Origin of the sequence: Pseudomonas sp. TWP3-2, from assembly GCF_049897765.1 — a bacterium.
GTDB lineage: Bacteria > Pseudomonadota > Gammaproteobacteria > Pseudomonadales > Pseudomonadaceae > Aquipseudomonas.
In genome coordinates, this window is the sequence record NZ_JAFCWW010000024.1 from 38,340 (window position 1) to 59,758 (window position 21,419).

Here is a 21,419-nt window from a genome sequence, read left to right on the forward strand (position 1 = left end):
GCAGGCTCGCTCCCGCACAATCGACTATTTCAGAGAGGCGCCATCAAACCACTCCAGCGCCGTACGCCAGATGCAGATCCCCAGAAAGTAAGCCGACGCCAGCAGCCACAACCCCATCACCAGCGGATTGATCACGGGATGGTTAAGCACAAGCGACAAACTGCACAGCAGCCAGATCGCCGTCACTGCAATATTGATCGGCATGAAGCGCCGCACGCGAAACGGGTGCAGGAATTTCATACGCGTCACGGTCAGCAGTGCCAGGCCAATAACGGTCAGGAAAGTGATCCACGGCCCCGGCGCGATGATGTACAGACACAGCGCAACCACGTTCCACGCCGCAGGGAAGCCGACGAAGTAATTGTCTTTGCTCTTCATGTTGACGTTGCAGAAACAGAACAGCGACGACACCAGAATCAGCGACACGCTCAGTAGCAGGGTGTAGTCGGGCAGCGGAATATAGCGGTAGATAAACAGTGCCGGGATGAACACGTACGTCAGGTAATCGATCACCAGGTCGAGGATCGAGCCGTCGAAACTCGGCAGCACAGATTGCACGTTAACTTTGCGCGCGAGTGCGCCGTCGAGGCCATCGACGATCAGCGCCACGCCCAGCCACATCAGGCAATGGGTCGGCTGGTTCTCCAGCAGGGCGAGGGTGGCCAGAAACGCGGTGACCACGCCGGTCGCGGTAAAACCATGGGCGCCCCAGGCCTTGAGCCTGGCGATGTGGACGGTCGATATCACGGGGGCGTTCTCCAGAAATTCATACAAGCCGGTTGCACCTTCAGGCAGCAAGGGCGCCGGCGCACCGGGTCGGGGGATGCAGCTATCGACCGGTCGCGCCGGCATAGGTTCACCCTCCATGAATCTTAGCCTGCCGCGAATGGTTTACGCTGCACAAATTGCGCCCCGCCTGCCGCGTCAGCCAAACGGTGCTGGCGCAACCGCAGCAGGCGTCTATCGTTGCCAGACGCAGTCACGCCTTAGCCTGAGGACGCCGTCATGAACACCAGCGATTTACTCGAACAACTGCTGCGAGGCCAGGCCTCCGGTGGTCAACAAAGTGGTGCTGCTCCGGCCGGTGGCGGCCTTGGCGGTTTGCTCGGCGGATTGTTGGGCGGCGGTAGCGCTGCCGGCGGTGGTTCTTCTGCCGGTAGCGGCTTGGGCGGCTTGGGCGGTCTGGGTGGTTTGCTCGGCGGATTACTGGGCGGCGGCGCTGGTGGCTTGGGTGGCGCTTTGGGTGGCGGCACGCAGCGTCGTTCCGGCGGCACCAATTACGCGGCACTGGCGTCGCTTGGGATGATGGCTTATCAGGCGTATCAAGCCTGGCAGCGCAGCCAGGCCAGCGCCGCACCGCAGCAAGTGCCGCAAACGGCCGATCTGCTCGCCGGCCCGCAAGTTGAAGAACACAGCCACGCCGTGCTGCGCGCGTTGATTGCAGCGGCCAAGGCTGATGGCAGAATCGACGACTCGGAAAAACACCTGATCAGCAGTGAAATCGGGCGCCACACCGACGATCCGCAACTGCAGCAATGGCTCGACGCCGAAGTCGCCAAACCCCTCGACCCCGCCGAAGTCGCCCAAGCCGCGCACAATGACCCGGCGGTAGCCGCTGAAATGTACCTCGCCAGCGTCATGCTGGTGGACGACCAACAAGACGCCGAACGTAATTATCTGGACGAACTGGCGGCAGCGTTGCAGATCGATCCCGAGTTGCAAGTGCATCTGGAACAGCAGGCCAAGGGCACAGCCTGAGATCAAAGATCGCAGCCTGCGGCAGCTCCTACAGAGTTCCGCGTTTCCCCATGGCATTTGGGCGACTGTGCGCTGTGGGACGCCATTTCGTTTGAGGAGATCGCAGGTTCGGGCAGATTTTTATAGTTGGAATGCGTGCTCTCTGTAGGAGCTGCCGCAGGCTGCGATCTTTTGACGTTGATCTTCAAAGCCAAATCGCATCCCACAACGGATAGTCGCCCAAACGCTGGACTAAACCGGCTCGCAAAGGATTCATAACGATATAACGCGCAGCGCTTTTGAGATCTTCATCGCGGCGCAGCGCTCGATCGTAGTAGCCCCGTTGCCACAACCGCACCTGACTACGGCACTTAAGATTGATCGAACGACAACTTCTCGATTTGATTCGACACATCAACTCTGCCAAGGAGCCTTGTTGGAGTTCTACCAACCAATGCAGATGGTCCGGCATCACGACCCAAGCCAGCGACGTAACTAACCCCGCTTCCTCAGCCTGTCTTAATTGTTCGACCAATAAGCGCCCGATACGCCAATCCGAAAATGCAGGCTGACGTTGATCTGTAACCGCTGTCAGCAAGTAAACGCGTCCAACCTCGGAATATCGGCCTTTGCGAAGGCGACAGTTGCTTGCGGCTTCGGGCATCCATTGCCTCCAGAAATCCATTGTCTCTGAACCTTAGCGACTAACAGAAACCCCGCGAATCCGACCCATTGCACGATGTAACTGTAGGAGCTGCCGAAGGCTGCGATCTTTTGATCTTGCGCTTAAAAAGATCAAAAGATCGCAGCCTTCGGCAGCTCCTACAGGGGATTGCGTCCGCGGGCAGATTGTTGCTGAAACATCCGTCCGTCCGGGCAATTTTCACCTCGATTGAATTTTTCGCGGGCCAGATCGCTCTGGTGTTGTAGAGGCGTGTTGAATCAACGTCCTGCCAACCGACCGAGAATCTTGCCATGACTGTCCTGACTCGCCTGCAATCGACGCCGGCTCATCCTCAATTCGTCAATGCCGAAGGTAGCGTGCGGCGGGTTTATCAGACGCTGTTGCACGAGGAAAATCCGTCGGCGCTGGCCAGATCGTTTCTGCACGAACACCTGCAAAGCGCGGCAAATCTGCCGGAAGAACTCCCACGCGATCCATCGTCGTGGCACGACTGGGTGGCTGCCCACTCTGCCGATGTCGCCCGGCAATATTCCGATTACCTGCAACAACGCAAGGCCGGCGGGCCACGGCAGTTTTTCAGCACCAAGGCGCACGCGCTATATTTCCTGCAAGCGGTGGCGCCGACCAAACTGGTCGACGGCGCCTGGCTGTATGGTCTGTTGCAGCATTGGCGCGACCCGCGTTTCGACGGCTTGCTGTGCACTTATCTGGAAGAACTTGGCGACGGCAATCCTGCGCAGAACCACGTGGTGATCTACCGCAAACTCCTCGCCGAACACGGTTTGCAGGACAGCAGCGCGATTGCCGACGAGCGCTACCTGCAAGGTGCACTGCAACTCGCGCTAGGTGTGTGTGGTGATGAGTTTTTGCCCGAGGCGATCGGCTACAACCTTGGCTATGAACAACTGCCATTGCATTTGCTCATCAGTAGCTATGAGCTGAGCGAACTGGGCATCGATCCCTACTACTTCACCCTGCACGTGACCATCGACAACGCCAGCACCGGCCACGCGCAGAAAGCCGTGCAGGCAGTGCTGGATCTGCTGCCGCTGGAGGCTGATCGCGAAGATTTCCTGCGCCGGGTTTCCCTCGGTTATCGCCTCAATGATCTGGGGCAAGGCAGCCGCGCGATCATCGAGGCCTTCGATCTGGAGCACGAACTGCTGGCGATGCTTGAGCGTAAACGTCCGTTCGGCCAGCACATGCATTCCGATTACTGCCGCTTCGAAGGCCAGACCGTCAATCAATGGCTGGCCACACCGGAGCAATTGCCGGGTTTTCTGCAAGCCATGCAAGACAAAGGCTGGATCAAGCGCAATGAAGATCCGCAAGCCAGCCGTTTCTGGCAGTTGATTGAAGGCGACGGCGCGGCGATGTTCGGCGTGTTCAGCCCCTATGAGAAACGCCTGCTGCACGATTGGATCGCCGGGAATTGGTCGCCTGCGCAACCGCCCAGTGCCGCCCGCCGCCATAGCCAGGTCGCACCGCCGCTGGAGGTGCCGGAGCAGGATCCCGATGTGCAGCAGCTAAACGAAGCACTGCAAGGCCTGGACGGTCACGCACAGATCGCGGCGCTGATCCCGTGGCTGGCTCCGGCCCGCCATGCGCACCCGGCCGGCCTGCTCGCCACGCGCCGTTTTATCGAACTCAAATCCAGTCTGCGTTAAGGAAATCGCCAATGATCCAGGAAGACCAATTGTCCGCCAACGACCTCGCGCTGCTGCAACTGGGCCGGCGCTTGCAGGCCGATGGCTATCGGTTCATCACCCCGACACCGTTGACCCACGAGCGCGTCAATCAGCGCGACGAAGGTGAACCTGCCGAAACCCTGCGCGACGTGTTTGGCTGGTCGCGCCCATTCGAACCGGGGCTGCTGTCAGCCGACGAACAACGCCAATTGCACGAGGCCCAAATCATCGATACCTTCGATGGCCGCCTCAAGAGCCGCGTCCGTTGGTCGAGCCTGGATGATCTATTGTTCGTGCATTCAGGATTTCCGACCGATGCTGCCGACTCTGTGTTTTTCGGCCCAGACACCTATCGTTTTGCGCAACTGATTCATGCCCATTTGCAGCAGAGTTACGCGCCAGTCACGCGCGCGGTCGACATTGGCTGTGGCGCAGGTGTTGGCGCGATCCTGATCGCCCGCGCCCGACGTGAAGCGCAAGTCTTCGCCGTGGATATCAACCCGGCCGCGCTGCGCCTGACCACTATCAACGCAGCGCTGGCCGAGGTGGCCAATGTCGAAGTGCAAACCAGCGATGTACTGCGCGGCGTCGACGGCGAATTCGATCTGATTGTTGCCAATCCGCCGTACATGGCCGACCCCGCCGGACGCGCCTATCGCCATGGCGGCGGCACACTCGGCGCCGGGCTGTCGCTGCGTATCGTCGAGCAGGCGCTCAATCACTTGGCGCCCGGCGGCTCGTTGCTGCTGTACACCGGGGTGGCGATGGTCGATGGCCGCGATCCGTTTATCGACACGGTGCTGCCGCGACTCGATGAAAAGCGCTTCGGCTGGACCTATCGTGAACTCGATCCCGACGTATTCGGCGAGGAACTGCTCAACCCCGGATATCAACGGGTCGACCGGATTGCTGTGGTCGCGCTGACCGTGACCCGAATTGGCTGAAACAAGGCAGGTGCGCCATGAGCAGGAATCTCGACGACTACAACCGCATGCGCGATTTCTCGGCGACTTCCGAACCGGCGGCAGTCAAGCGCCGGGGCAAGAAAACTGCTGGCGAACATGCCTTGCAGTTCTGCATCCAGAAGCACGACGCTTCGCACCTGCATTACGACTTTCGCCTGGAACTTGATGGCTCGCTGAAAAGTTGGGCTGTACCCAAAGGCCCGTCACTCGATCCGAAAGTGAAGCGCCTCGCGGTACACGTCGAGGACCATCCGCTGGATTACGCGACGTTCGAGGGCAGTATTCCCGAGGGACATTACGGCGCCGGCGATGTAATCGTCTGGGATCGCGGCGTGTGGATCCCGCAAGAGGATCCAGAGGCGGCCTACGCCAAAGGCAAGCTCAAGTTCGAGCTACAAGGCGAGAAACTCGCCGGCCTGTGGAATCTGGTGCGCACGCACATGCCGGGCAAGAAACAGCAGTGGTTTCTGATCAAGCATCAGGACAGCGCCGCGCGCCCGCAAAGTGATTACGACGTGCTGGTAGCCGAGCCGGACAGCGTACTCAGCGAACGTACGCTGGTGGACAAACCCAAACTCAGCGCCAAACAGGTCAAGCCACTGAAAGCCAAGCCGGTCAAGGCGAAGAAGGTTGCTTCGGGCAAACTCACTGGCGCGCACAAGGCGAAAATTCCTGCGCAGTTGAAGCCAGAATTGGCCACGTTAGTGGACAGCGCGCCTGATGGCGACTGGAGCTACGAGATCAAGTTCGACGGCTACCGGATCATGGCGCGCATCGATCATGACCAAGTGCAGCTGTTCACGCGCAACGGCCATGACTGGACGCACAAGTTACCGAAGCAGGCCGAGGCGCTCGCTGCGCTGGGGCTGGAATCGGCGTGGCTCGACGGTGAAATGATTGTTGCTGACGAGCAAGGCGTACCGGACTTTCAGGCACTGCAAAATGCCTTCGAAGCGGGCAGCAGCGCCAACATCATTTATTACCTGTTCGATCTGCCCTATCTGAACGGCGTTGATCTGCGCGAAGTGCCTGTAGAGGAGCGTCGAGCCGCGCTGTCGACCGTTCTGAAAGCCCACGAAGATCCATTGCTGCGCTTCTCCGAAGCCTTCGACGAAACCCCCGAGGCGTTGCTCAATAGCGCTTGCCAGATGCAGATGGAAGGCCTGATCGGCAAGCGCCTTGGCTCACCTTATGTGTCGCGGCGCAGCGGTGACTGGATCAAGCTCAAGTGCAAACATCGCCAGGAATTCGTGATCGTCGGCTACACCGACCCGAAAGGAGCGCGCAGTGCGTTCGGCGCGTTGTTGTTGGGGCTGCACGACCGCGACAGCGGTGAGTTGCGGTATGCCGGCAAGGTCGGCACGGGCTTCAGTGAGTCGACATTGAAAAACATCCTCGCGCAGCTCAAACCGTTGCAGGTGAAGCAAGCCGCAGTGGTCAATCCGCCCAGCGGTTTCGAGGCAAAGGGCGTGCATTGGCTCAAGCCGAGTCTGCTGGCGGAAGTGGCGTTTGCCGAGATGACCAAGGATGGCTCGGTGCGCCATGCGGTGTTTCATGGTTTGCGCGATGACAAACCGGCCAAGGCCATCACTGAGGAGCGTGCGAAGCCTGTGAAAAAATCAGTGACGAAAACTGCCGGGAAACCCGTTGAGAAAAAGCCTGCCGACACCGCGCCGTCGCAGCTGGGTCTGGCCAGCGGCAAAGTGCGCATCACTCATCCGGATCGGGTAATCGACGCCAGCAGCGGCACGACCAAGATGCAATTGGCGGAGTATTACGCCAGCGTTGCCGAGTGGATTCTGCCGCAGCTCAAGGATCGTCCGGTGGCGCTGGTGCGTGCGCCGGATGGTATCGGCGGCGAATTGTTCTTTCAGAAGAATGCGGAAAATCTGGCCATTCCCGGCATCAAGACGCTGGACAAAGACCTCACCGGCCAACCGATCATGCTCGTCAATAGCGCCGAAGCGCTGATCGGCGCGGTGCAGATGAGCACCGTCGAGCTGCACACCTGGAACGCCACCACGGTGGATCTGGACAAGCCCGATCGCTTCGTCCTTGATCTCGACCCGGATCCGGCTCTGCCATGGAAAAGCATGGTCGAAGCAACGGCGCTGACGCTGACCGTGCTCGATGAACTCGGTTTGAAGGCATTCCTCAAGACCAGCGGCGGCAAGGGTATTCATCTGGTGGTGCCGCTGACGCGCAAGCTCGGCTGGGATGAGGTCAAGGATTTCAGTCACGCGATCGTGACGCACATGGCCAAGTTGTTGCCGGAGCGCTTTTCAGCTGTCTCCGGGCCGAAAAATCGCGTCGGACGGATCTTTATCGATTACTTGCGCAACGGACTGGGCGCCACCACGATCTGCACTTACGCCGCGCGTACCCGCGAAGGCCTGCCGGTTTCTGTGCCGATTTTTCGAGAGGAGGTCGGGGAGATCAAGGGTGGCAATCAGTGGAACATCCACAATGTCCATGAGCGGCTGACGGAAGTCGGCGATGAGCCGTGGGCGGACTTGAAGAAGACCCGTCAAAGCATCACCGCCGAGATGCGCAAACGGGTCGGCATGAAAAAGTGATCAGGCGTCGCGCAGCAAGTCGTGGGAGTTGAGGAGGTCGAAGGCGATTTGCGGATTCTTGTCCAGACCACGGCGAATCGCAGCGGGAATTGACTGGCGAGTCTTGCGACACAGGCCGGGCAAATCATCAATTTGAATGGCGATGCCGCGCATGGTGCGTACTTCGTTGAAGCCCGGCGCAATGTCGACGCGAAGTCCCAACTGATCGAAAATCTTGCGTTGCATATGTTTGAGATCGGCGAGATCTTTCAGGTTTTCCAGGCGATCGAGCAGAAGCTTTTCTTCCTGTCGCGTCAGCAACAGGATACGCAAATCCGCCCCGGGTGTTTCGAGCAATGGATCGCGCCCGCAAATGCAGGCGCCGGGCGGGCAGGGTGAGCGCAACTGAACAGTAATCGGCATGGCCTCCATCATAGAGGCCGTCCGACGATTTTGCCCATGGTTGCTCAACTGCCATCCATCGGAGTCGGGTGAGCACCGCACTCGACGTTGCAGGTTATTGCGACATTCCTTCGTAGTTCACCAGAATCGCGTTGGCCAAATCTTCATCGCTAGCGTCGATGCCCGGATTTTCCTGGCGCACCTGTTGCAGCACCGATTCCAGATACACGCCGCGAATAGCGCCGCCGCTGGCAACGAATGCGGACAAATCGTCACGCGCCGGAATCACCATTTTGTGATCCTTGAAGGTCGAATACAGCGATGCGGAAACACCTGCCGAGGTCGCGACATCTTTCGCATCGACGCGGGCCAGCGCCGAACCAAAGGGCAAACACAATACCAAGGATGAAACGAGCACTAAATGACGCATGACGGTGTTCCTCCAGCAACGTGAAGCGAAAAGGAATTACCACATAATGTGAGAGGCGCGCACCGGCCCGGAGTTCCGTTGCTTTGCGCTAGCGATAGACGGGGAAAAGTGCGACGCGGCGCACAGTCCTGAAGTTATTGCCGAGTATGACGACACACGTTGAGACGCTCTGGCGCGGCAGGCACATGGAAATAGGCTTAACTGAAGCTCTGAAGCGCGCTGTGCCGCGTGACCCGGAGAAAAGCCACGTGTCGATCAAATTGCGTTTGATGTTGCTGATTGCAACCAGCCTGCTGACGGCGCTGATTGTCAGCCTGGTCAGCTACGTGGGGAATGTGCGGATGTCGGGCGCGGTCAGCGATAGCGCGGTAAGCATGAGCGCGCTGCGCAATCACCTCGAAGCCGACATGATGCACGACGCCCTGCGCGCCGATGTGTATTCGGCATTGCTGGTGGGCCTTGGTAAAAGCACGAGCAGCGCAGACGAGGTACGCGCCTCGATTGGCGAACATGCTGCGCATTTTCGTGAGGTGCTTGGGGAGAATCTCAAGTTGCCGCTGAACCCGACGATCAAGTCTGCGCTGGATCAAATCAAGCCCAGTCTCGATACCTATATCAGCGCCGGCGAGCGAATCGTCGGCCTCGCTCTGGACAACCCGGATGCCGCGCAACAGCAACTCGGTACATTCAACAGCGCATTCAGCCAGCTCGAAGAACAGATGGCCGCCCTCAGCGAGCTGATTGAAACCAACACCCAGCAAACCAGCCAAGGCACCGAAGCGGCGATCCGCAACGCCAACATTGCCCTCGGCGCGGTACTGATCGCCAGTCTGTTGCTGCTTTTGGCCCAAGGACGCTGGGTGATCCTGAGCATCATGGGTCCGCTGAAAACCGCCAGCCGGATTGCCGAAAGCATAGCCCACGGCAACCTCAGCGAACCGATCATCGAGCCGTCCGGCAAGGACGAGGCCAGTGCGCTGATCCGCACGCTGGCAACCATGCAGCACGATTTGCGCGAGATGATCGACGTGGTACGCCGCAACGCCCATGGCGTCAGCGGCATGAGCGAGCAACTCAGCCATGGCTGCCATCAAGTCGCCGACAGCAGCCAGCAACAAAGCGTCGCCGCCGGCACCATGGCCGCTGCCGCAACGCAGATGACCGTCAGCATCGAGGAAATCACCCGCCACGCCGAACGCGCGCTGGGCATGGCCAATCAGGCCGAATCACTGGCGAAGAATGGCGGCCAGGTGATCCATCAAGTGGTCAGCGACATGGACGACATCGCGCGCTCGGCGCAGCAGTCGGCGCAGGTGATTCGCACGCTGGATCAGGAGTCCGAAAACATCTTCAACATCATTCAAGTGATCAAAATTATCGCCGATCAAACCAATCTGCTGGCACTCAACGCCGCCATCGAAGCGGCCCGTGCAGGCGAGCAGGGGCGCGGTTTCGCTGTGGTCGCCGATGAAGTGCGCAGCCTTGCCGCGCGCACCAGTGCGTCAACCCAAGAAATCGCGGCGATGGTCGCGCGCATTCAGAACAGCACCCGTGAAGCGGTGAGCAGCATGGAGGCGGGCGTGGCCCAGGTCGATAAAGGCATGGCCGTCACTGCGGACGTCGAACGCGCGATCCGTGAAATCCTCGACGCGACCCTCAGCACTACGCAACTAGTCAACGACATCACCCGCACCATTGGCGAACAGAGCCAGGCGAGCAATGAGATTGCGCATCAGGTGGAAATGATTGCCGGGATGTCGGAGGGAAACAGCAAGGTGATTGGTCAGACGGCCAACACCACGGATGAGTTGTCGAGCCTGGCGGGGCGACTGGCGCAGTCGGTGGATCGGTTTCGGTTGTGAGTTAATTACAGACGATGCTCACTGAAAAAATTTTAGCAAATAGATCATCTTTCAGCCTTGCGGCGGATGTTTATGGTCGTCTCAATCTTTAATCTGAAATTATATTTCGTGTCGAAATGAAGTTTTGCATTGAACTCTGGCTTGACGTTAGGAGATTTCTTGTTGGAAACGTATGCCATTTTTGGATGGTAATTATCCAACCATTGCTCGCCATGGGCAGCAATCAAGAATTGAATAGTAGATTCTAATTGTTTGACTCCTTGGCTTTGCCATCCCCCTCCAACTCTGTCTTTCAACTCGATCAGGTACAGCGCATCATCGGTAGTCAACATGCAGTCGCATCGCTCTCTACCATACTCTTCGCCGTCTTTAATCACGCACTTGTCGATCGCGGTAAATACAGTAGGTCTTTGGTGAGGGTTCAGTATTACGGCTATCCACTTTTCTCGGCTCTCTAGGTCGACGTAAGCGACGGGAGATTCTAAATCATCACGAAGTCCAAATTCGACGTCAGTAAACGGACCTTTTTGGCAACGGATATCAAAAAAATTCACCCTCTCAACTCTCCCGCTATATCGAGAAGAGAGTCGAATAAGTCATTACCCTCCTGCAAAGATCTGTTCAAATAGTTGTCGTCGGAAGGAATGCCGTCAATCATTGGTAATCGCGTAATTCTTCCCGATGTTTCATCGGCCTGATAGATCGCCAGTTCATCTGCATCCACCAAGGCGTGCAGTGGTATAACAGCGGTTAGTTTTGGGAGTAGCTCTTTATCCCGACCTTTCTTGATGATGCTGTTCTGAAGATGTTTTCCTTGGACGGCGATGGTCAAGTAATTCACTATGTATGGACTGTGGGTCGTCATCACCAATCTATTATCTTGACCTAGACTGTTGAACTCCAGAAGACTTTGCAATACGCGCCATTGAGACCTAGGGTAAAGATTTTGCTCGGGCTCTTCAACTATGTTTATAAACGATGTTTTATTAAAGCGCGAAGATAGATTTGAGACGAGCGCGCGTCGTTGTTCTACTGTTAAATTCGTTGAGAAAATCTTGGTTATTTCCAGTTTGAATCGTTCGAGCTCCTTGGTGCTCATCGACTGTTGTCGCTCGTCTATCGGCTCCCTTACTCTGTGGGCAAGGTAGTGGCTGACAAGATGAAGAGGGACTGCAGACTGAAATCCGCTGGATGCATCAGCCAAATCTAAACTGTAGTTCGACTCTCTAATATTTAGTGTTTTGTTGGTCTCATCGAACTCGAGATTGGCGTTATTGATAGGGAGTGCAAGGTGACCCTTGATATTTTCTTTTGCATAGTTGAACTCAGTCAGAAACTCCTTAAGCGACTCGGAGGAGAGTCGAAGTTCTTCTGGATGTCTTACGTATGAGATGAAGTTTCTCTCGGCAGGCACGTACATAATCTGAGGGAGATGATAGTCCTTCATCCTAGATTTAGTTATGTGCATTCGACCGTGCGCATATTTGATGTTGAAGGCATCGCCTTCATAATCAATTTCAGTCTTATTTCTGTGGTCTGCGGAAAGGTAGTTCTCTAGCCGGTGATACGTTAGAAACGGTTTTGTGAGCCGGTCCTTTTCCTCAAACCATTGTTGATCGTAATCCCCACGAACCAACGCTTTTTCAATCCATGAGAAGGTCGAGTAGAGCTTGGCCAGTGTGCTTTTTCCGGAACCCTGATTACCCACGAATACCGTCACGCGTTTGAACTCTATCCAGCCATCGTTTTCCACGCCATCACGGATAGGGCCAAAGTTCTTGACGCGTAATCGAGCCATTGAATATTCCAAAAAGGTTAAGCCTGCAAGGCGCTGGGGTGCAGCATATCAGGCAGAGGAGCAAAGGGGAGGGGCAAATGAAACAGGGTGCGTAGCAAATGGGCGGCTGCGGTGAGTTAGATAGATCTGCCAAAAAAATCTTGGCAGATCTTCTCCCATGCATCAGAACTTGAACGCCTGACGCCCCACCAACAACCATTTCCCATCCTGCTTCTGCCAGATCTGAAAGTTCTCGATCTCGGTCGGCACAACCTCGGTGCCTTTCAACGCCTGCGCCGAGAAGTGATGGCGTACCAGTGCGGTATCTCCAGAGAGGGTGATGGTCTGTTTCTGCATCTCCAGGGTCTTGAACGCGCTCTTGCCGGTTTCGATGTCGGCAATGAACTCCTTCTTGTGCTGAATCTTGCCGCTGGAATGGCCGTAGGTAAGGTTTTCAGCGGTCAGTGCATTCAGTTCGGCGATGTCCTTGTGCAGCATCGCCTGGGTCAGGTGATCGACCGCTTGGGCGACATCCTTTTCTGCCGGGGCAGGGGCGGCGACGACATAGCCGCTGAAGACGCAGAAGAAGCCGAGCAGCAGTTTGCTTTTGTTCATGGGTATTCCTTGTTGTTGTAATGGTATCGAACTGACTGAATTCGTCAGTCGTCGTACAACGTAGCAGATATTTCTTAGCCGAAGAAAGCCCCTCAGGAACCAATCTGAAACTCTCCGGTCGCGAACAGACGCGCGGGTTTGCCATGTCGTGATATTCTTCGCGCCACTTGGTTTGACCTTATTCGGTTTGGCGCGTCTTTGGACGGGCCTGCGGAACCCCTGTCGCTCCAGTAGCTGAAGCCAATAATGATAAGAAGTCAGTTCAGAAGGGACATATAACTGAGGTCGATGCGGCATGTCGGCCTTGTGTGCCCACCCGTCAAAATTGAAGTGTGCCGGAATCTGCGACGCCAGCCTGAGCGTCATCAAAGCGGATCGCATGCTGATAACAGAGGCGGGCGGAAGGCGTTTTATCATAGGTGCTACAGATGTTTAAGAAAGTGAACACAGCCTTGCTAGGGCTGGCTCTGTCGATGGGGCTGTCGTCCGTGCATGCGGAAGAGGCAAAGAAAGTTGATGTACTGCTGATCGGCGGCGGCATCATGAGCACCACCCTGGGTGTGTGGATCAATGAGCTGGAGCCAAGCTGGTCGATGGAAATGGTCGAGCGCCTTGACGGCGTCGCCCTGGAAAGCTCCAACGGCTGGAACAACGCCGGTACCGGCCACTCCGCACTGGCCGAGTTGAACTACACCCCGGAAGACGAGAACGGCAAAGTGTCGATCCCGAAAGCCGTCGAGATCAACGAAGCGTTCCAGATTTCCCGTCAGTTCTGGTCGTGGCAGGTTCAGCAGGGCGTTCTGAAGAACCCTCGCTCGTTCATCAACACCACTCCGCACATGAGCTTCGTGTGGGGCGATGACAACATCAAGTTCCTGAAAAAACGCTACGAAGCGCTGCAAGCGAGCCCGTTGTTCGCCGGCATGCAGTACTCCGAAGACCCGGCTGTCATCAAGAAGTGGGTCCCGCTGATGATGGAAGGGCGTGACCCGAACCAGAAAATCGCGGCCACCTGGAGTCCGCTGGGCACCGACATGAACTTCGGCGAAATCACCCGCCAGTTCGCCGGTTACCTGCAAACCAAGCCTAACTTCAGCTTGAAGCTGTCTAGCGAAGTGCAAGACATCACCAAGAATGCAGATGGCACCTGGCGCGTCAGCTACAAAAACCTGAAAGACGGCACTAAAACCGAAACCGACGCCAAGTTCGTGTTCATTGGCGCGGGCGGCGGTGCACTGCACCTGCTGCAGAAGTCCGGCATTGAAGAAGCCAAGGAATACGCTGGCTTCCCGGTCGGTGGTTCGTTCCTCGTGACCGAAAACCCTACCATCGCTGAGCAGCACCTGGCCAAGGCCTACGGTAAAGCTTCGGTGGGCGCACCGCCGATGTCCGTTCCGCACCTGGACACCCGTGTCCTGGACGGCAAGCGCGTAATTCTGTTTGGCCCATTTGCGACCTTCAGCACCAAGTTCCTCAAGGAAGGCTCGTACCTGGACCTGCTGACCAGCACCACCACCCACAACATCTGGCCTATGACCAAGGTCGGCATCAAGGAATACCCGCTGGTCGAGTACCTTGCTGGCCAACTGATGCTGTCGGATGACGACCGTCTGAACGCGCTGAAGGAATACTTCCCGAACGCCAAAGCTGAAGACTGGCGCCTGTGGCAAGCCGGCCAACGCGTGCAAATCATCAAGCGTGATGAAGCCGCTGGTGGCGTGCTGAAACTGGGCACCGAGATCGTAGCCTCGAAAGACGGCTCGATTGCCGGCCTGCTGGGCGCATCGCCAGGCGCGTCGACCGCTGCACCGATCATGCTGACCGTGCTGCAGAAAGTCTTCAAAGACAAAGTCGCTTCGCCTGAGTGGCAAACCAAGCTGCACCAGATCGTTCCAAGCTACGGTACTCAGCTGAACAACGATCCAGCCAAAGTGGCTGAAGAGTGGGCTTACACCGCCAAGGTCCTGCAACTGCCAACCCCTCCGGTGATTGGTCAGGCTGCTGCCCCAGCGCCGGCTGCTGAAGCTGACAAGGCTAAAGCACCAAAAGAAAACGCTGCACGTGACATGGCTCTGTAATTTAGACGCCTGACACACAAAGCCCACTGCACCGGTAACGGTCAGTGGGCTTTTTTGTGGGCGGGATTCAGGCTTTGGCGCTGGCCAGATACGCGCCCAGCCGCTGGCCCATCTCCGCGCCCAAGGCTTGCAGGCCGCTCAGCGGGCGGACCATGACTTCGAACTCAACAATTTTCCCCTGATCGTTGAAGCGGATCATATCGATGCCTTTCAACTCTTTCCCCGCGACCCTGGCGCTGAATTCCAGCACCACATTCAAGCCATCCGCCGTCGCCAGTTCGCGGTGGTAGGCGAAATCTTCAAACACGTTGAAAACCGTGTTGAGAATCATCGAGACCACCGGCGCGCCGGGGTAAGGCGTATGCGCCATCGGCGAGCGGAATACGGCGTCTGGGTCAAGCAGGTCGGGCAGGGCGCTTAGATCGCCAGTGCGGATCATCGAGTGCCAGCGGTTCAGCGATTCGGCAGCGTTGGGGTGCAGATCAAGTTGCGACATATTCCACTCCGGGATTGTTGTTCTTGGCGCGACGGCACTGACTTTAGATCAAAGTGCTGAGATGTGAATCGCCCTGACTGATTCTGAATGTCTGTTCATGCGTGAAACGATCAGACGATCCGCTAGAAATCCATCTGATCTGCTTTTTCATCTTCAATCTGCACCTGTAACCATCTCAGCCACAGGTTCAAAATGCGCCTGCCTTTCGGCGACCCGCAGCGAACTTCATCCCGAAGCGCCCGGTGCGCCGGACATTCAGCATTCAGGAGGCCTTCATGGCTAAGATGGCGATTTTTCTCGGTGGGTTTCTGGTGTTGACCATTATGATCGGCGTTCTGGCGACCATCTCTCCGGTCTGACGTCCAGTCGGTGTGCTGCGCGGGTGCCTTATGCTCTAATCCGCGCCCCTGCCACCGTAAACGGACTTTTTCTTCATGGCCGAACAGCATATTCGCGCGCTCGCCCTGTGTGTCTTTCACCACCAGGGCAAGATTCTGGTTAATCAGTTTCGCGACCCGGTCAAACAGCAAACCTGCTATCGCCCGGTCGGTGGTGGTATTGAATTTGGTGAAACCAGTTCAGAGGCGGTCATCCGAGAAGTGCAGGAGGAGTTGGGTTTAGCGATAACCGATCTGCGCTTGTTGGGCACGCTTGAAAGCATCTTTGTCTATAACGGCAAACCGGGGCACGAGATTGTGCAGGTGTACGACGCAGCATTTGCCGATGCAGGCGTTTATGAGCTAGCGCAGATCGACGGCCATGAAAGCGACGGTTCACCCTTCACCGCCAGTTGGCATGACAGCTCAAGTTTCAGCGAGCAGTCGCCGTTGGTGCCTGTTGGGCTGTATGCGCTGCTGAAGAAATCTGCGCTACTCGATTAACTGATTCAAGAAATCCCCGATCCACTGCAAATACTGCGTCCGCTCCGAAATCGAGTTATGCCCCGACTCCGCCACTCCTTTCAGTCTGGCAACTCCCTTGGGGAAACTGCGCAGTAGCCGCTCGCTGCTGGCCCGTGGAATCACCTCATCCTCGCTCGCCACCAGCAATAACGTCGGCACGCTGATGTGCGCCGCGTACTTGCCCGACTGGTAGCGATCCTTCAACAGCCACTTCACCGGCAACCATGGGTAATATCCGGCGGCGATTTCCTCAAGGCTGTTGTACGGCGTGACCAGAATCAACTGCGTCGCCGGTCGCTGACTGGCTAGCCGCACCGCAACGCCGGAACCGAGGCTGCGTCCGATCAGCGCGACTTGCGGATGGCTGGCGTAGACCTGATCGAACAGCGCCAGCGCATCCTCGGCAATCGCTTCTTCCGATGGCGCCCCCTCGCTGCCGCCAAAACCCCGGTAATGCAGAAAATACAGCGCGTAACCGGGAAACGCCTCGGCGAACTCCGGCAGATTGCGCGACACGTCTTCGGCATTGCCGCCGAAATAGATCAGCGCCTTCGACCCGACTTGCTCGCGCACGGTCACGCGGATCTGCGCATCCTGCATCGCCAACGTCAGCCGCGAGTCCGGTGAATCGACGGCTGCGGGCTGGGGGAAGTAGATCAGCGAGCGCTGAAACACGAACAGCGCCAAGCACAGCACCAGGTAAATGCCGACGATCAATGCGACGAGTGACATCAGGGTTTTTGACATTCGACTAACTTTAACCGGGCGCGCAGATTGGCTGCCGCAGTGTAGACCACCGACTTCCCCGGTTTGCGCCAAAACACAGGGTGCAACAGATCCGCCGAGCAAGGGCGCCAGCATGAACCACAATGAGGGTTATTCCCGTCGCCGATTGCTCACGCTGGCTGCCGGGGTTTCGGCTGTTTTCACCTTTGACCGAGCGCTGGCCAACGCCACGCCGCCCAGCGCTACAGGAGCTCAGACCATGCAGACCCGCGCCATCCCTTCAAGCTCCGAGTCGCTTCCGCTCGTGGGGTTGGGCACCTATCGCGGCTTCGACGTCGCCCCCGGCGATCCGGCCTACAAGCAACTGCCGGCCGTGCTCGACGAACTGTTCAGGAAGGGCGGCACTGTGATTGATAGCTCGCCGATGTATGGCCGCGCCGAAGAAACCACCGGGGAAATGCTGTCGATCCACGAACCGCGCTCGCCGGCGTTTCTGGCGACCAAGGTCTGGACTCGCGGGCGCAAGGAGGGCATTGCGCAGATGGAGCAGTCATTTCGCCTGTTACGCACCGAGCGTATCGATCTGATGCAGATCCACAATCTGTTGGACTGGCAGGCCCATCTGCCAACCCTGCGCGAATGGAAAGAGCAGGGGCGCATCCGCTACATCGGCATCACCCATTACACGTCCACGGCTTATGACGAAGTCGAGGCCGTGTTGAAAGCCGAGCAAGTGGATTTCCTGCAAATCAACTACGCCCTCGATGATCGTGCCGTCGAGAAACGCATCCTGCCGTTATGCCGCGAGCGTGGCGTCGCGGTGATCTGCAATCGGCCGTTCGGTGGCGGTGAATTGCTCGCGCGGTTCAAGGGCCAGCCGCTGCCGGCGTGGGCTTCCGATGTGCAGGTCAACAGTTGGCCACAACTGGCCCTGAAGTTTTTGCTGGCACACCCGGCGGTGACTTGCGTCATTCCCGGCACCGGCAACCCGCGTTACATGGCGGACAACGCCAAGGCCGGGTTCGGCCCAATGCTTACCGATGCGCAGCGGCATCAGTTGATTGCGCTGCTCGGCTAAGTCGCAGGTGCGGCGCTGCTCTGGCGGATGGTCAACTCGAATGGCAGCACGCGTTGCCGCTCGTCCAGCGGTTTGCCTTCGATCAACGTGATGAGCATGTGTACCGCCATCTCGCCGAACATCTCGGCGGGTTGGGCGATGGTCGTTAGCGGCGGGTCACAGTAGGCGGCGAACGGAATGTCATCGAAGCCCACCAGCGACACGTCTTCGGGCACACGCAAACCGAGTTGGCGAATGCGTCGCAGCGCGCCGATGGCCATTTCATCGTTTTCGCAGAACAGCGCCGTCGGGCGCGGATTGAGCGCCAGCATTGCTGCGGCGCCTTCGTCCCCGGCCTTCAGGCTGAAATCGCCATGAGCTATCAGTGTCGGGTCGCAGGGAATACCCGCGCCACGTAACGCATCTTCATAGCCGGTCACCCGATCCTGCGTCAGCGGGCTGCTTTGCGGGCCTTTGATCAAGCCGATACGGCGGTGGCCGAGGGCGATCAAATGTTCGGTCATGGCTCTGGCAGCAGCGCGGTTGTCGAGGCTGATCGTCGGATGGCGCGTGTCTTTCAATACTTCGCAAGCGTTGACCAGCGGCGGGGTATCGACGCCCGGCGCCAAGTCGTGGAAGGGATCGCTGGCACGCAACTGGATCACGCCATCGGCCTGATGGGCGTAAACCAGTTCGGCGAATTCGCGTTCGATCGATTCATCGCCTTGGGTGTCGCACAACAGCAGTCGGTAGCCCGCTGCCTGCGCCGCTTGCTGGGCGCCGCTGATCACCCGGGCGAAAAAGATGTTGGCGATGGCCGGCACCAGAATCACCAGGTTGCCGGTCTTGCGTGAGCGGAATTGCACAGCCATCAGGTTCGGCCGATAGCCGGCCTGTTGCACGGCGGCGTTGACCTTGTCGCGGGTCTCGGGCAAGACCCGTTCCGGCGAGCGCAGGGTGCGCGACACCGTGGCGACCGAAACCCCGGCCAGGCGCGCCACTTCGCGGATGTTCGACACGGTCACCTCGTTGACGGGAATGCAGGCCGCGAGCTTACCTCAGCGACGGCTTGGCACAAACTGCCAAACGGTGTTTGACAGCGGTGATCGTCGAGCCTAGATTTGCGCCATGATGTAACCGGTTACATCTCCTGTAAACCCGGGACTTGCTCCCCGAACAGAGAAGCGTCGCGATGCACACGGCAAGCAGAATAAGAATGGGATTTGTCGGCGGTGGTGCCGGCGCATTTATCGGCCAGGCGCACCGTCAGGCGGCTGGTCTCGATGGGCATTTCGAACTGGTGTGCGGCGCATTCAGCCGCGACCCGCAGAACAATATTGAGACCGGCGCAGCGCTAGGGCTATCCGAAGCGCGCTGTTACGGCGACTGGCAGCAATTGCTGGAACGCGAAAGCGCCTTGCCTGCCGAGCAGCGCATGCAACTGTTGGTCATTGTCACGCCGAATCACTTGCACGCACCGATTGCTGCTGAAGCGTTGCGCGCCGGGTTTCATGTGTTCTCGGAAAAACCGGCCGCGCTGAGCCTGGCTGAACTGATCGAACTGCAAGCCGTGGTGAACAGCAGCGGCCAGCTCTACGGCCTCGCCCACACTTACCTCGGCTACCCGATGGTCTGGCAGGCCCGTGACATGGTGCGCAATGGCGTAATCGGCAAAGTGCGCAAAGTCATCGTCGAGTACCCGCAAGGCTGGCTCAGCCGCGATGTGGCGGGAGAAGGCAACAAACAGGCCGAATGGCGTGATCGTCCGGAGTTCTCGGGGCCGGGCGGCTGCATCGGCGACATCGGCACCCACGCTTTTTCGTTGGCGGAATTTGTCGCCGACCAATCCATCGAACAGATTTGCGTCAGCCTCGGCATGCATATCCCCGGCCGCCAACTGGATGACGATGCGGCGATGCTGCTCAAACTGGCGAGTGGCGCCAGCGGCGTGCTGATCGCCAGCCAGGTTTGCGCGGGGGAAGAAAATCCGCTGAAGCTCCGCATCTACGGCGACAAGGGTGGCCTGGAATGGCGCCAGGAAGAGCCATCAAGCCTGATCCACCGCTCCCTCGATCAACCGCTGCAAATCCTGCGCTCGGGTATCGGCCAGCCATGGTTGTGCGAGGCCGCGCTGCAACGCATGCGTCTGCCGGCCGGTCATCCCGAAGGTTATCTCGAGGCGATGGCCAACCTCTACAACGATTTTGCCCGCGCCATCCGCAATCACACTAGCGGTCACGACGCCCCCGGCGTACCCGGCATCAACGTCGGCCTGCGTGGCATGGCGTTCATCGAAGCGGCGGTGGCCAACCATCGCGGCGACGCCAAGTGGACGGCGATCACCCCATGAATCCGGAGACATCTGTCATGCAGCAAGCTCAACCAGGCCTGCGCGGCCCCGGGATCTTCCTCGCCCAGTTCATCAGCGACCAAGCGCCGTTCGATACCCTGAGCAACATCGCTCATTGGGCCGCATCCCAAGGCTACAAAGCGATTCAGTTGCCGACTCTGGGCACACGCTATATCGACTTGGCGCTCGCCGCCGAATCTCAGGATTACTGCGACGAATTGAACGCCGTGTGCGCCAAGGCCGGTGTGCAAATCAGCGAACTCTCGACGCACCTGCAAGGCCAGTTGGTGGCGGTGCACCCGGCGTTTGATGCGCTGTTCGACGACTTCGCCCCCGAGCATGTGCGCGGCCAGCCGCAGGCGCGCACCGAGTGGGCCATCGAGCAATTGAAACTCGCCGCACGCGCCAGCCAGCGTCTGGGCTTGAGTGCGCACGCGACGTTTTCCGGCGCCTTGCTGTGGCCCTACATGTATCCGTGGCCGCAGCGCCCGGCGGGGCTGGTCGAGGAAGGTTTTGCTGAACTCGGCCGCCGCTGGTTGCCGATTCTCGACGCCTTCGATGCGGCAGGTGTGGATCTGTGTTTCGAAATCCATCCGGGCGAAGACCTGCACGACGGTGCTTCGTTCGAGCGGTTCCTGGAGGCCGTCGATCAGCATCCGCGCGCGGCAATCCTCTATGACCCGAGCCATTTGCTGCTGCAACAGATGGACTATCTGGGCTTCATCGACCGCTATCACGCGCGCATCCGTATGTTCCATGTCAAGGACGCCGAGTTCCGCCCGGACGCACGCTCCGGGGTTTATGGCGGTTATCAGAGCTGGGTTGATCGACCGGGGCGCTTCCGTTCGCTGGGCGACGGGCAGATCGATTTCAAGGCGATTTTCAGCAAATTCACCCAGTACGGTTACGACGGCTGGGCGGTGCTCGAGTGGGAATGCTGCCTGAAAGATTCGGTGCAAGGCGCGGCTGAAGGTGCGGCGTTTATCGAGCGGCACATGATCAGCAAGGCCAGCAAAGCGTTCGACGATTTCGCCGGGGTGACCTCCGACCTGCAATCCAACCGGCGCCTGCTCGGCCTGAGCGAACGCTGAAAA

General features: G+C 58.3%; 21 protein-coding genes and 1 pseudogene. 11 read left to right on the top strand and 11 right to left on the bottom strand.

The genetic code is table 11. From position 1 onward, the window contains the following. Positions 1 to 24 precede the first annotated feature (24 nt). Positions 25 to 747 (bottom strand): phosphatidylcholine synthase, encoded by a 723-nt coding sequence (gene pcsA / locus ACP7EE_RS24340; RefSeq protein WP_420649590.1) that lies wholly within the window; start codon positions 745 to 747, stop codon positions 25 to 27. Positions 748 to 1,005: 258 nt separating this feature from the next. Here pcsA and ACP7EE_RS24345 point away from each other — a divergent pair, with 258 nt between their 5' ends. Next, positions 1,006 to 1,758, top strand: coding sequence for a tellurite resistance TerB family protein (locus ACP7EE_RS24345; protein ID WP_426206567.1), 753 nt, complete (start codon positions 1,006 to 1,008; stop codon positions 1,756 to 1,758). Between the two features lie 184 nt (positions 1,759 to 1,942). Here ACP7EE_RS24345 and ACP7EE_RS24350 read toward each other — a convergent pair whose 3' ends face one another. Beyond that, positions 1,943 to 2,401 (bottom strand): REP-associated tyrosine transposase, encoded by a 459-nt coding sequence (locus tag ACP7EE_RS24350; RefSeq protein WP_426206568.1) that lies wholly within the window; start codon positions 2,399 to 2,401, stop codon positions 1,943 to 1,945. A gap of 311 nt (positions 2,402 to 2,712) precedes the next feature. On the opposite strand from ACP7EE_RS24350, the gene ACP7EE_RS24355 reads away from it, so the two are divergent. From ACP7EE_RS24355 to ligD, 3 genes are read left to right on the top strand one after another with little or no spacing between them, the layout of a single operon-like run. Then, complete coding sequence (locus ACP7EE_RS24355; protein WP_426237291.1) at positions 2,713 to 4,089, top strand: iron-containing redox enzyme family protein; 1,377 nt, start codon at positions 2,713 to 2,715, stop codon at positions 4,087 to 4,089. 11 nt (positions 4,090 to 4,100) lie between these two features. Then, positions 4,101 to 5,054, top strand: a complete 954-nt coding sequence (locus ACP7EE_RS24360) for a methyltransferase (protein WP_426237293.1) — start codon at positions 4,101 to 4,103, stop codon at positions 5,052 to 5,054. A gap of 17 nt (positions 5,055 to 5,071) precedes the next feature. Then, positions 5,072 to 7,651: a DNA ligase D gene (gene ligD / locus ACP7EE_RS24365; protein ID WP_426237295.1), complete on the top strand. Its 2,580-nt coding sequence runs from the start codon at positions 5,072 to 5,074 to the stop codon at positions 7,649 to 7,651. Here the strand turns inward: ligD and ACP7EE_RS24370 are convergent, their stop codons facing one another. Continuing rightward, positions 7,652 to 8,065, bottom strand: a complete 414-nt coding sequence (locus tag ACP7EE_RS24370; RefSeq protein ID WP_426237357.1) for a hypothetical protein — start codon at positions 8,063 to 8,065, stop codon at positions 7,652 to 7,654. 82 nt (positions 8,066 to 8,147) lie between these two features. Further along, positions 8,148 to 8,462, bottom strand: a complete 315-nt coding sequence (locus ACP7EE_RS24375) for a DUF2388 domain-containing protein (RefSeq protein WP_420649476.1) — start codon at positions 8,460 to 8,462, stop codon at positions 8,148 to 8,150. 185 nt (positions 8,463 to 8,647) lie between these two features. On the opposite strand from ACP7EE_RS24375, the pseudogene ACP7EE_RS24380 reads away from it, so the two are divergent. Next, positions 8,648 to 9,469, top strand: a pseudogene (locus ACP7EE_RS24380) (MCP four helix bundle domain-containing protein); the annotation flags it as partial. 129 nt (positions 9,470 to 9,598) lie between these two features. Next, the gene (locus tag ACP7EE_RS24385; RefSeq protein ID WP_426237359.1) at positions 9,599 to 10,324 is read left to right on the top strand and encodes a methyl-accepting chemotaxis protein; all 726 of its coding nucleotides are present in this window, start codon (positions 9,599 to 9,601) and stop codon (positions 10,322 to 10,324) included. 44 nt (positions 10,325 to 10,368) lie between these two features. Here the strand turns inward: ACP7EE_RS24385 and ACP7EE_RS24390 are convergent, their stop codons facing one another. From ACP7EE_RS24390 to ACP7EE_RS24400, 3 genes are all read right to left on the bottom strand, one after another. After that, a complete protein-coding gene (locus ACP7EE_RS24390; protein WP_426237297.1) occupies positions 10,369 to 10,878 on the bottom strand; it encodes a hypothetical protein in 510 nt (169 codons plus the stop codon). After that, positions 10,875 to 12,122, bottom strand: a complete 1,248-nt coding sequence (locus ACP7EE_RS24395) for a hypothetical protein (protein WP_426237299.1) — start codon at positions 12,120 to 12,122, stop codon at positions 10,875 to 10,877. Before ACP7EE_RS24395 ends, ACP7EE_RS24390 begins: the two co-directional genes overlap by 4 nt. Positions 12,123 to 12,284: 162 nt before the next feature. After that, the gene (locus ACP7EE_RS24400; protein ID WP_426237301.1) at positions 12,285 to 12,716 is read right to left on the bottom strand and encodes a nuclear transport factor 2 family protein; all 432 of its coding nucleotides are present in this window, start codon (positions 12,714 to 12,716) and stop codon (positions 12,285 to 12,287) included. 428 nt (positions 12,717 to 13,144) lie between these two features. Here ACP7EE_RS24400 and mqo point away from each other — a divergent pair, with 428 nt between their 5' ends. Then, positions 13,145 to 14,794: a malate dehydrogenase (quinone) gene (mqo, locus tag ACP7EE_RS24405; RefSeq protein ID WP_426237303.1), complete on the top strand. Its 1,650-nt coding sequence runs from the start codon at positions 13,145 to 13,147 to the stop codon at positions 14,792 to 14,794. 67 nt (positions 14,795 to 14,861) lie between these two features. Here mqo and ACP7EE_RS24410 read toward each other — a convergent pair whose 3' ends face one another. Next, positions 14,862 to 15,290: a nuclear transport factor 2 family protein gene (locus ACP7EE_RS24410; protein WP_426237305.1), complete on the bottom strand. Its 429-nt coding sequence runs from the start codon at positions 15,288 to 15,290 to the stop codon at positions 14,862 to 14,864. Positions 15,291 to 15,412: 122 nt separating this feature from the next. Then, a complete protein-coding gene (locus ACP7EE_RS24415; RefSeq protein ID WP_426237306.1) occupies positions 15,413 to 15,739 on the bottom strand; it encodes a hypothetical protein in 327 nt (108 codons plus the stop codon). Between ACP7EE_RS24415 and ACP7EE_RS24420 the strand changes: the two genes are divergently transcribed. Further along, positions 15,725 to 16,171 (top strand): NUDIX hydrolase, encoded by a 447-nt coding sequence (locus tag ACP7EE_RS24420; RefSeq protein ID WP_426237308.1) that lies wholly within the window; start codon positions 15,725 to 15,727, stop codon positions 16,169 to 16,171. The two genes, ACP7EE_RS24415 and ACP7EE_RS24420, sit on opposite strands and share 15 nt — an antisense overlap. Here ACP7EE_RS24420 and ACP7EE_RS24425 read toward each other — a convergent pair. Then, on the bottom strand, positions 16,160 to 16,939 hold the full coding sequence (locus tag ACP7EE_RS24425; protein WP_426237310.1) for an alpha/beta hydrolase: 780 nt from the start codon (positions 16,937 to 16,939) through the stop codon (positions 16,160 to 16,162). The two genes, ACP7EE_RS24420 and ACP7EE_RS24425, sit on opposite strands and share 12 nt — an antisense overlap. Before the next feature lie 112 nt (positions 16,940 to 17,051). Between ACP7EE_RS24425 and ACP7EE_RS24430 the strand changes: the two genes are divergently transcribed. Continuing rightward, on the top strand, positions 17,052 to 17,996 hold the full coding sequence (locus ACP7EE_RS24430; protein ID WP_426237312.1) for an aldo/keto reductase: 945 nt from the start codon (positions 17,052 to 17,054) through the stop codon (positions 17,994 to 17,996). Here the strand turns inward: ACP7EE_RS24430 and ACP7EE_RS24435 are convergent. After that, positions 17,993 to 18,994: a LacI family DNA-binding transcriptional regulator gene (locus tag ACP7EE_RS24435; RefSeq protein ID WP_426237314.1), complete on the bottom strand. Its 1,002-nt coding sequence runs from the start codon at positions 18,992 to 18,994 to the stop codon at positions 17,993 to 17,995. The two genes, ACP7EE_RS24430 and ACP7EE_RS24435, sit on opposite strands and share 4 nt — an antisense overlap. 197 nt (positions 18,995 to 19,191) lie before the next feature. On the opposite strand from ACP7EE_RS24435, the gene ACP7EE_RS24440 reads away from it, so the two are divergent. Next, complete coding sequence (locus tag ACP7EE_RS24440; RefSeq protein ID WP_426237316.1) at positions 19,192 to 20,325, top strand: Gfo/Idh/MocA family protein; 1,134 nt, start codon at positions 19,192 to 19,194, stop codon at positions 20,323 to 20,325. Further along, the gene (locus ACP7EE_RS24445; RefSeq protein WP_426237318.1) at positions 20,322 to 21,416 is read left to right on the top strand and encodes a sugar phosphate isomerase/epimerase family protein; all 1,095 of its coding nucleotides are present in this window, start codon (positions 20,322 to 20,324) and stop codon (positions 21,414 to 21,416) included. The genes ACP7EE_RS24440 and ACP7EE_RS24445 overlap by 4 nt, the downstream gene beginning before the upstream one ends. The last annotated feature ends 3 nt before the right edge of the window (positions 21,417 to 21,419 follow it).

Excerpts from the sequence above, each read along its gene's own strand:
- ACP7EE_RS24440 (WP_426237316.1), top strand. The coding sequence starts at position 19,192 with ATGGGATTTGTCGGCGGTGGTGCCGGCGCATTTATCGGCCAGGCGCAC.
- ACP7EE_RS24345 (WP_426206567.1), top strand. The coding sequence starts at position 1,006 with ATGAACACCAGCGATTTACTCGAACAACTGCTGCGAGGCCAGGCCTCC.
- ligD (WP_426237295.1), top strand. The coding sequence starts at position 5,072 with ATGAGCAGGAATCTCGACGACTACAACCGCATGCGCGATTTCTCGGCG.
- ACP7EE_RS24395 (WP_426237299.1), bottom strand. The coding sequence starts at position 12,122 with ATGGCTCGATTACGCGTCAAGAACTTTGGCCCTATCCGTGATGGCGTG.
- ACP7EE_RS24360 (WP_426237293.1), top strand. The coding sequence starts at position 4,101 with ATGATCCAGGAAGACCAATTGTCCGCCAACGACCTCGCGCTGCTGCAA.
- ACP7EE_RS24400 (WP_426237301.1), bottom strand. The coding sequence starts at position 12,716 with ATGAACAAAAGCAAACTGCTGCTCGGCTTCTTCTGCGTCTTCAGCGGC.
- ACP7EE_RS24420 (WP_426237308.1), top strand. The coding sequence starts at position 15,725 with ATGGCCGAACAGCATATTCGCGCGCTCGCCCTGTGTGTCTTTCACCAC.
- mqo (WP_426237303.1), top strand. The coding sequence starts at position 13,145 with ATGTTTAAGAAAGTGAACACAGCCTTGCTAGGGCTGGCTCTGTCGATG.
- ACP7EE_RS24430 (WP_426237312.1), top strand. The coding sequence starts at position 17,052 with ATGAACCACAATGAGGGTTATTCCCGTCGCCGATTGCTCACGCTGGCT.
- ACP7EE_RS24350 (WP_426206568.1), bottom strand. The coding sequence starts at position 2,401 with ATGCCCGAAGCCGCAAGCAACTGTCGCCTTCGCAAAGGCCGATATTCC.
- ACP7EE_RS24385 (WP_426237359.1), top strand. The coding sequence starts at position 9,599 with ATGGCCGCTGCCGCAACGCAGATGACCGTCAGCATCGAGGAAATCACC.
- ACP7EE_RS24355 (WP_426237291.1), top strand. The coding sequence starts at position 2,713 with ATGACTGTCCTGACTCGCCTGCAATCGACGCCGGCTCATCCTCAATTC.
- ACP7EE_RS24445 (WP_426237318.1), top strand. The coding sequence starts at position 20,322 with ATGAATCCGGAGACATCTGTCATGCAGCAAGCTCAACCAGGCCTGCGC.
- ACP7EE_RS24370 (WP_426237357.1), bottom strand. The coding sequence starts at position 8,065 with ATGATGGAGGCCATGCCGATTACTGTTCAGTTGCGCTCACCCTGCCCG.
- ACP7EE_RS24410 (WP_426237305.1), bottom strand. The coding sequence starts at position 15,290 with ATGTCGCAACTTGATCTGCACCCCAACGCTGCCGAATCGCTGAACCGC.
- ACP7EE_RS24415 (WP_426237306.1), bottom strand. The coding sequence starts at position 15,739 with ATGCTGTTCGGCCATGAAGAAAAAGTCCGTTTACGGTGGCAGGGGCGC.
- ACP7EE_RS24425 (WP_426237310.1), bottom strand. The coding sequence starts at position 16,939 with ATGTCAAAAACCCTGATGTCACTCGTCGCATTGATCGTCGGCATTTAC.
- ACP7EE_RS24375 (WP_420649476.1), bottom strand. The coding sequence starts at position 8,462 with ATGCGTCATTTAGTGCTCGTTTCATCCTTGGTATTGTGTTTGCCCTTT.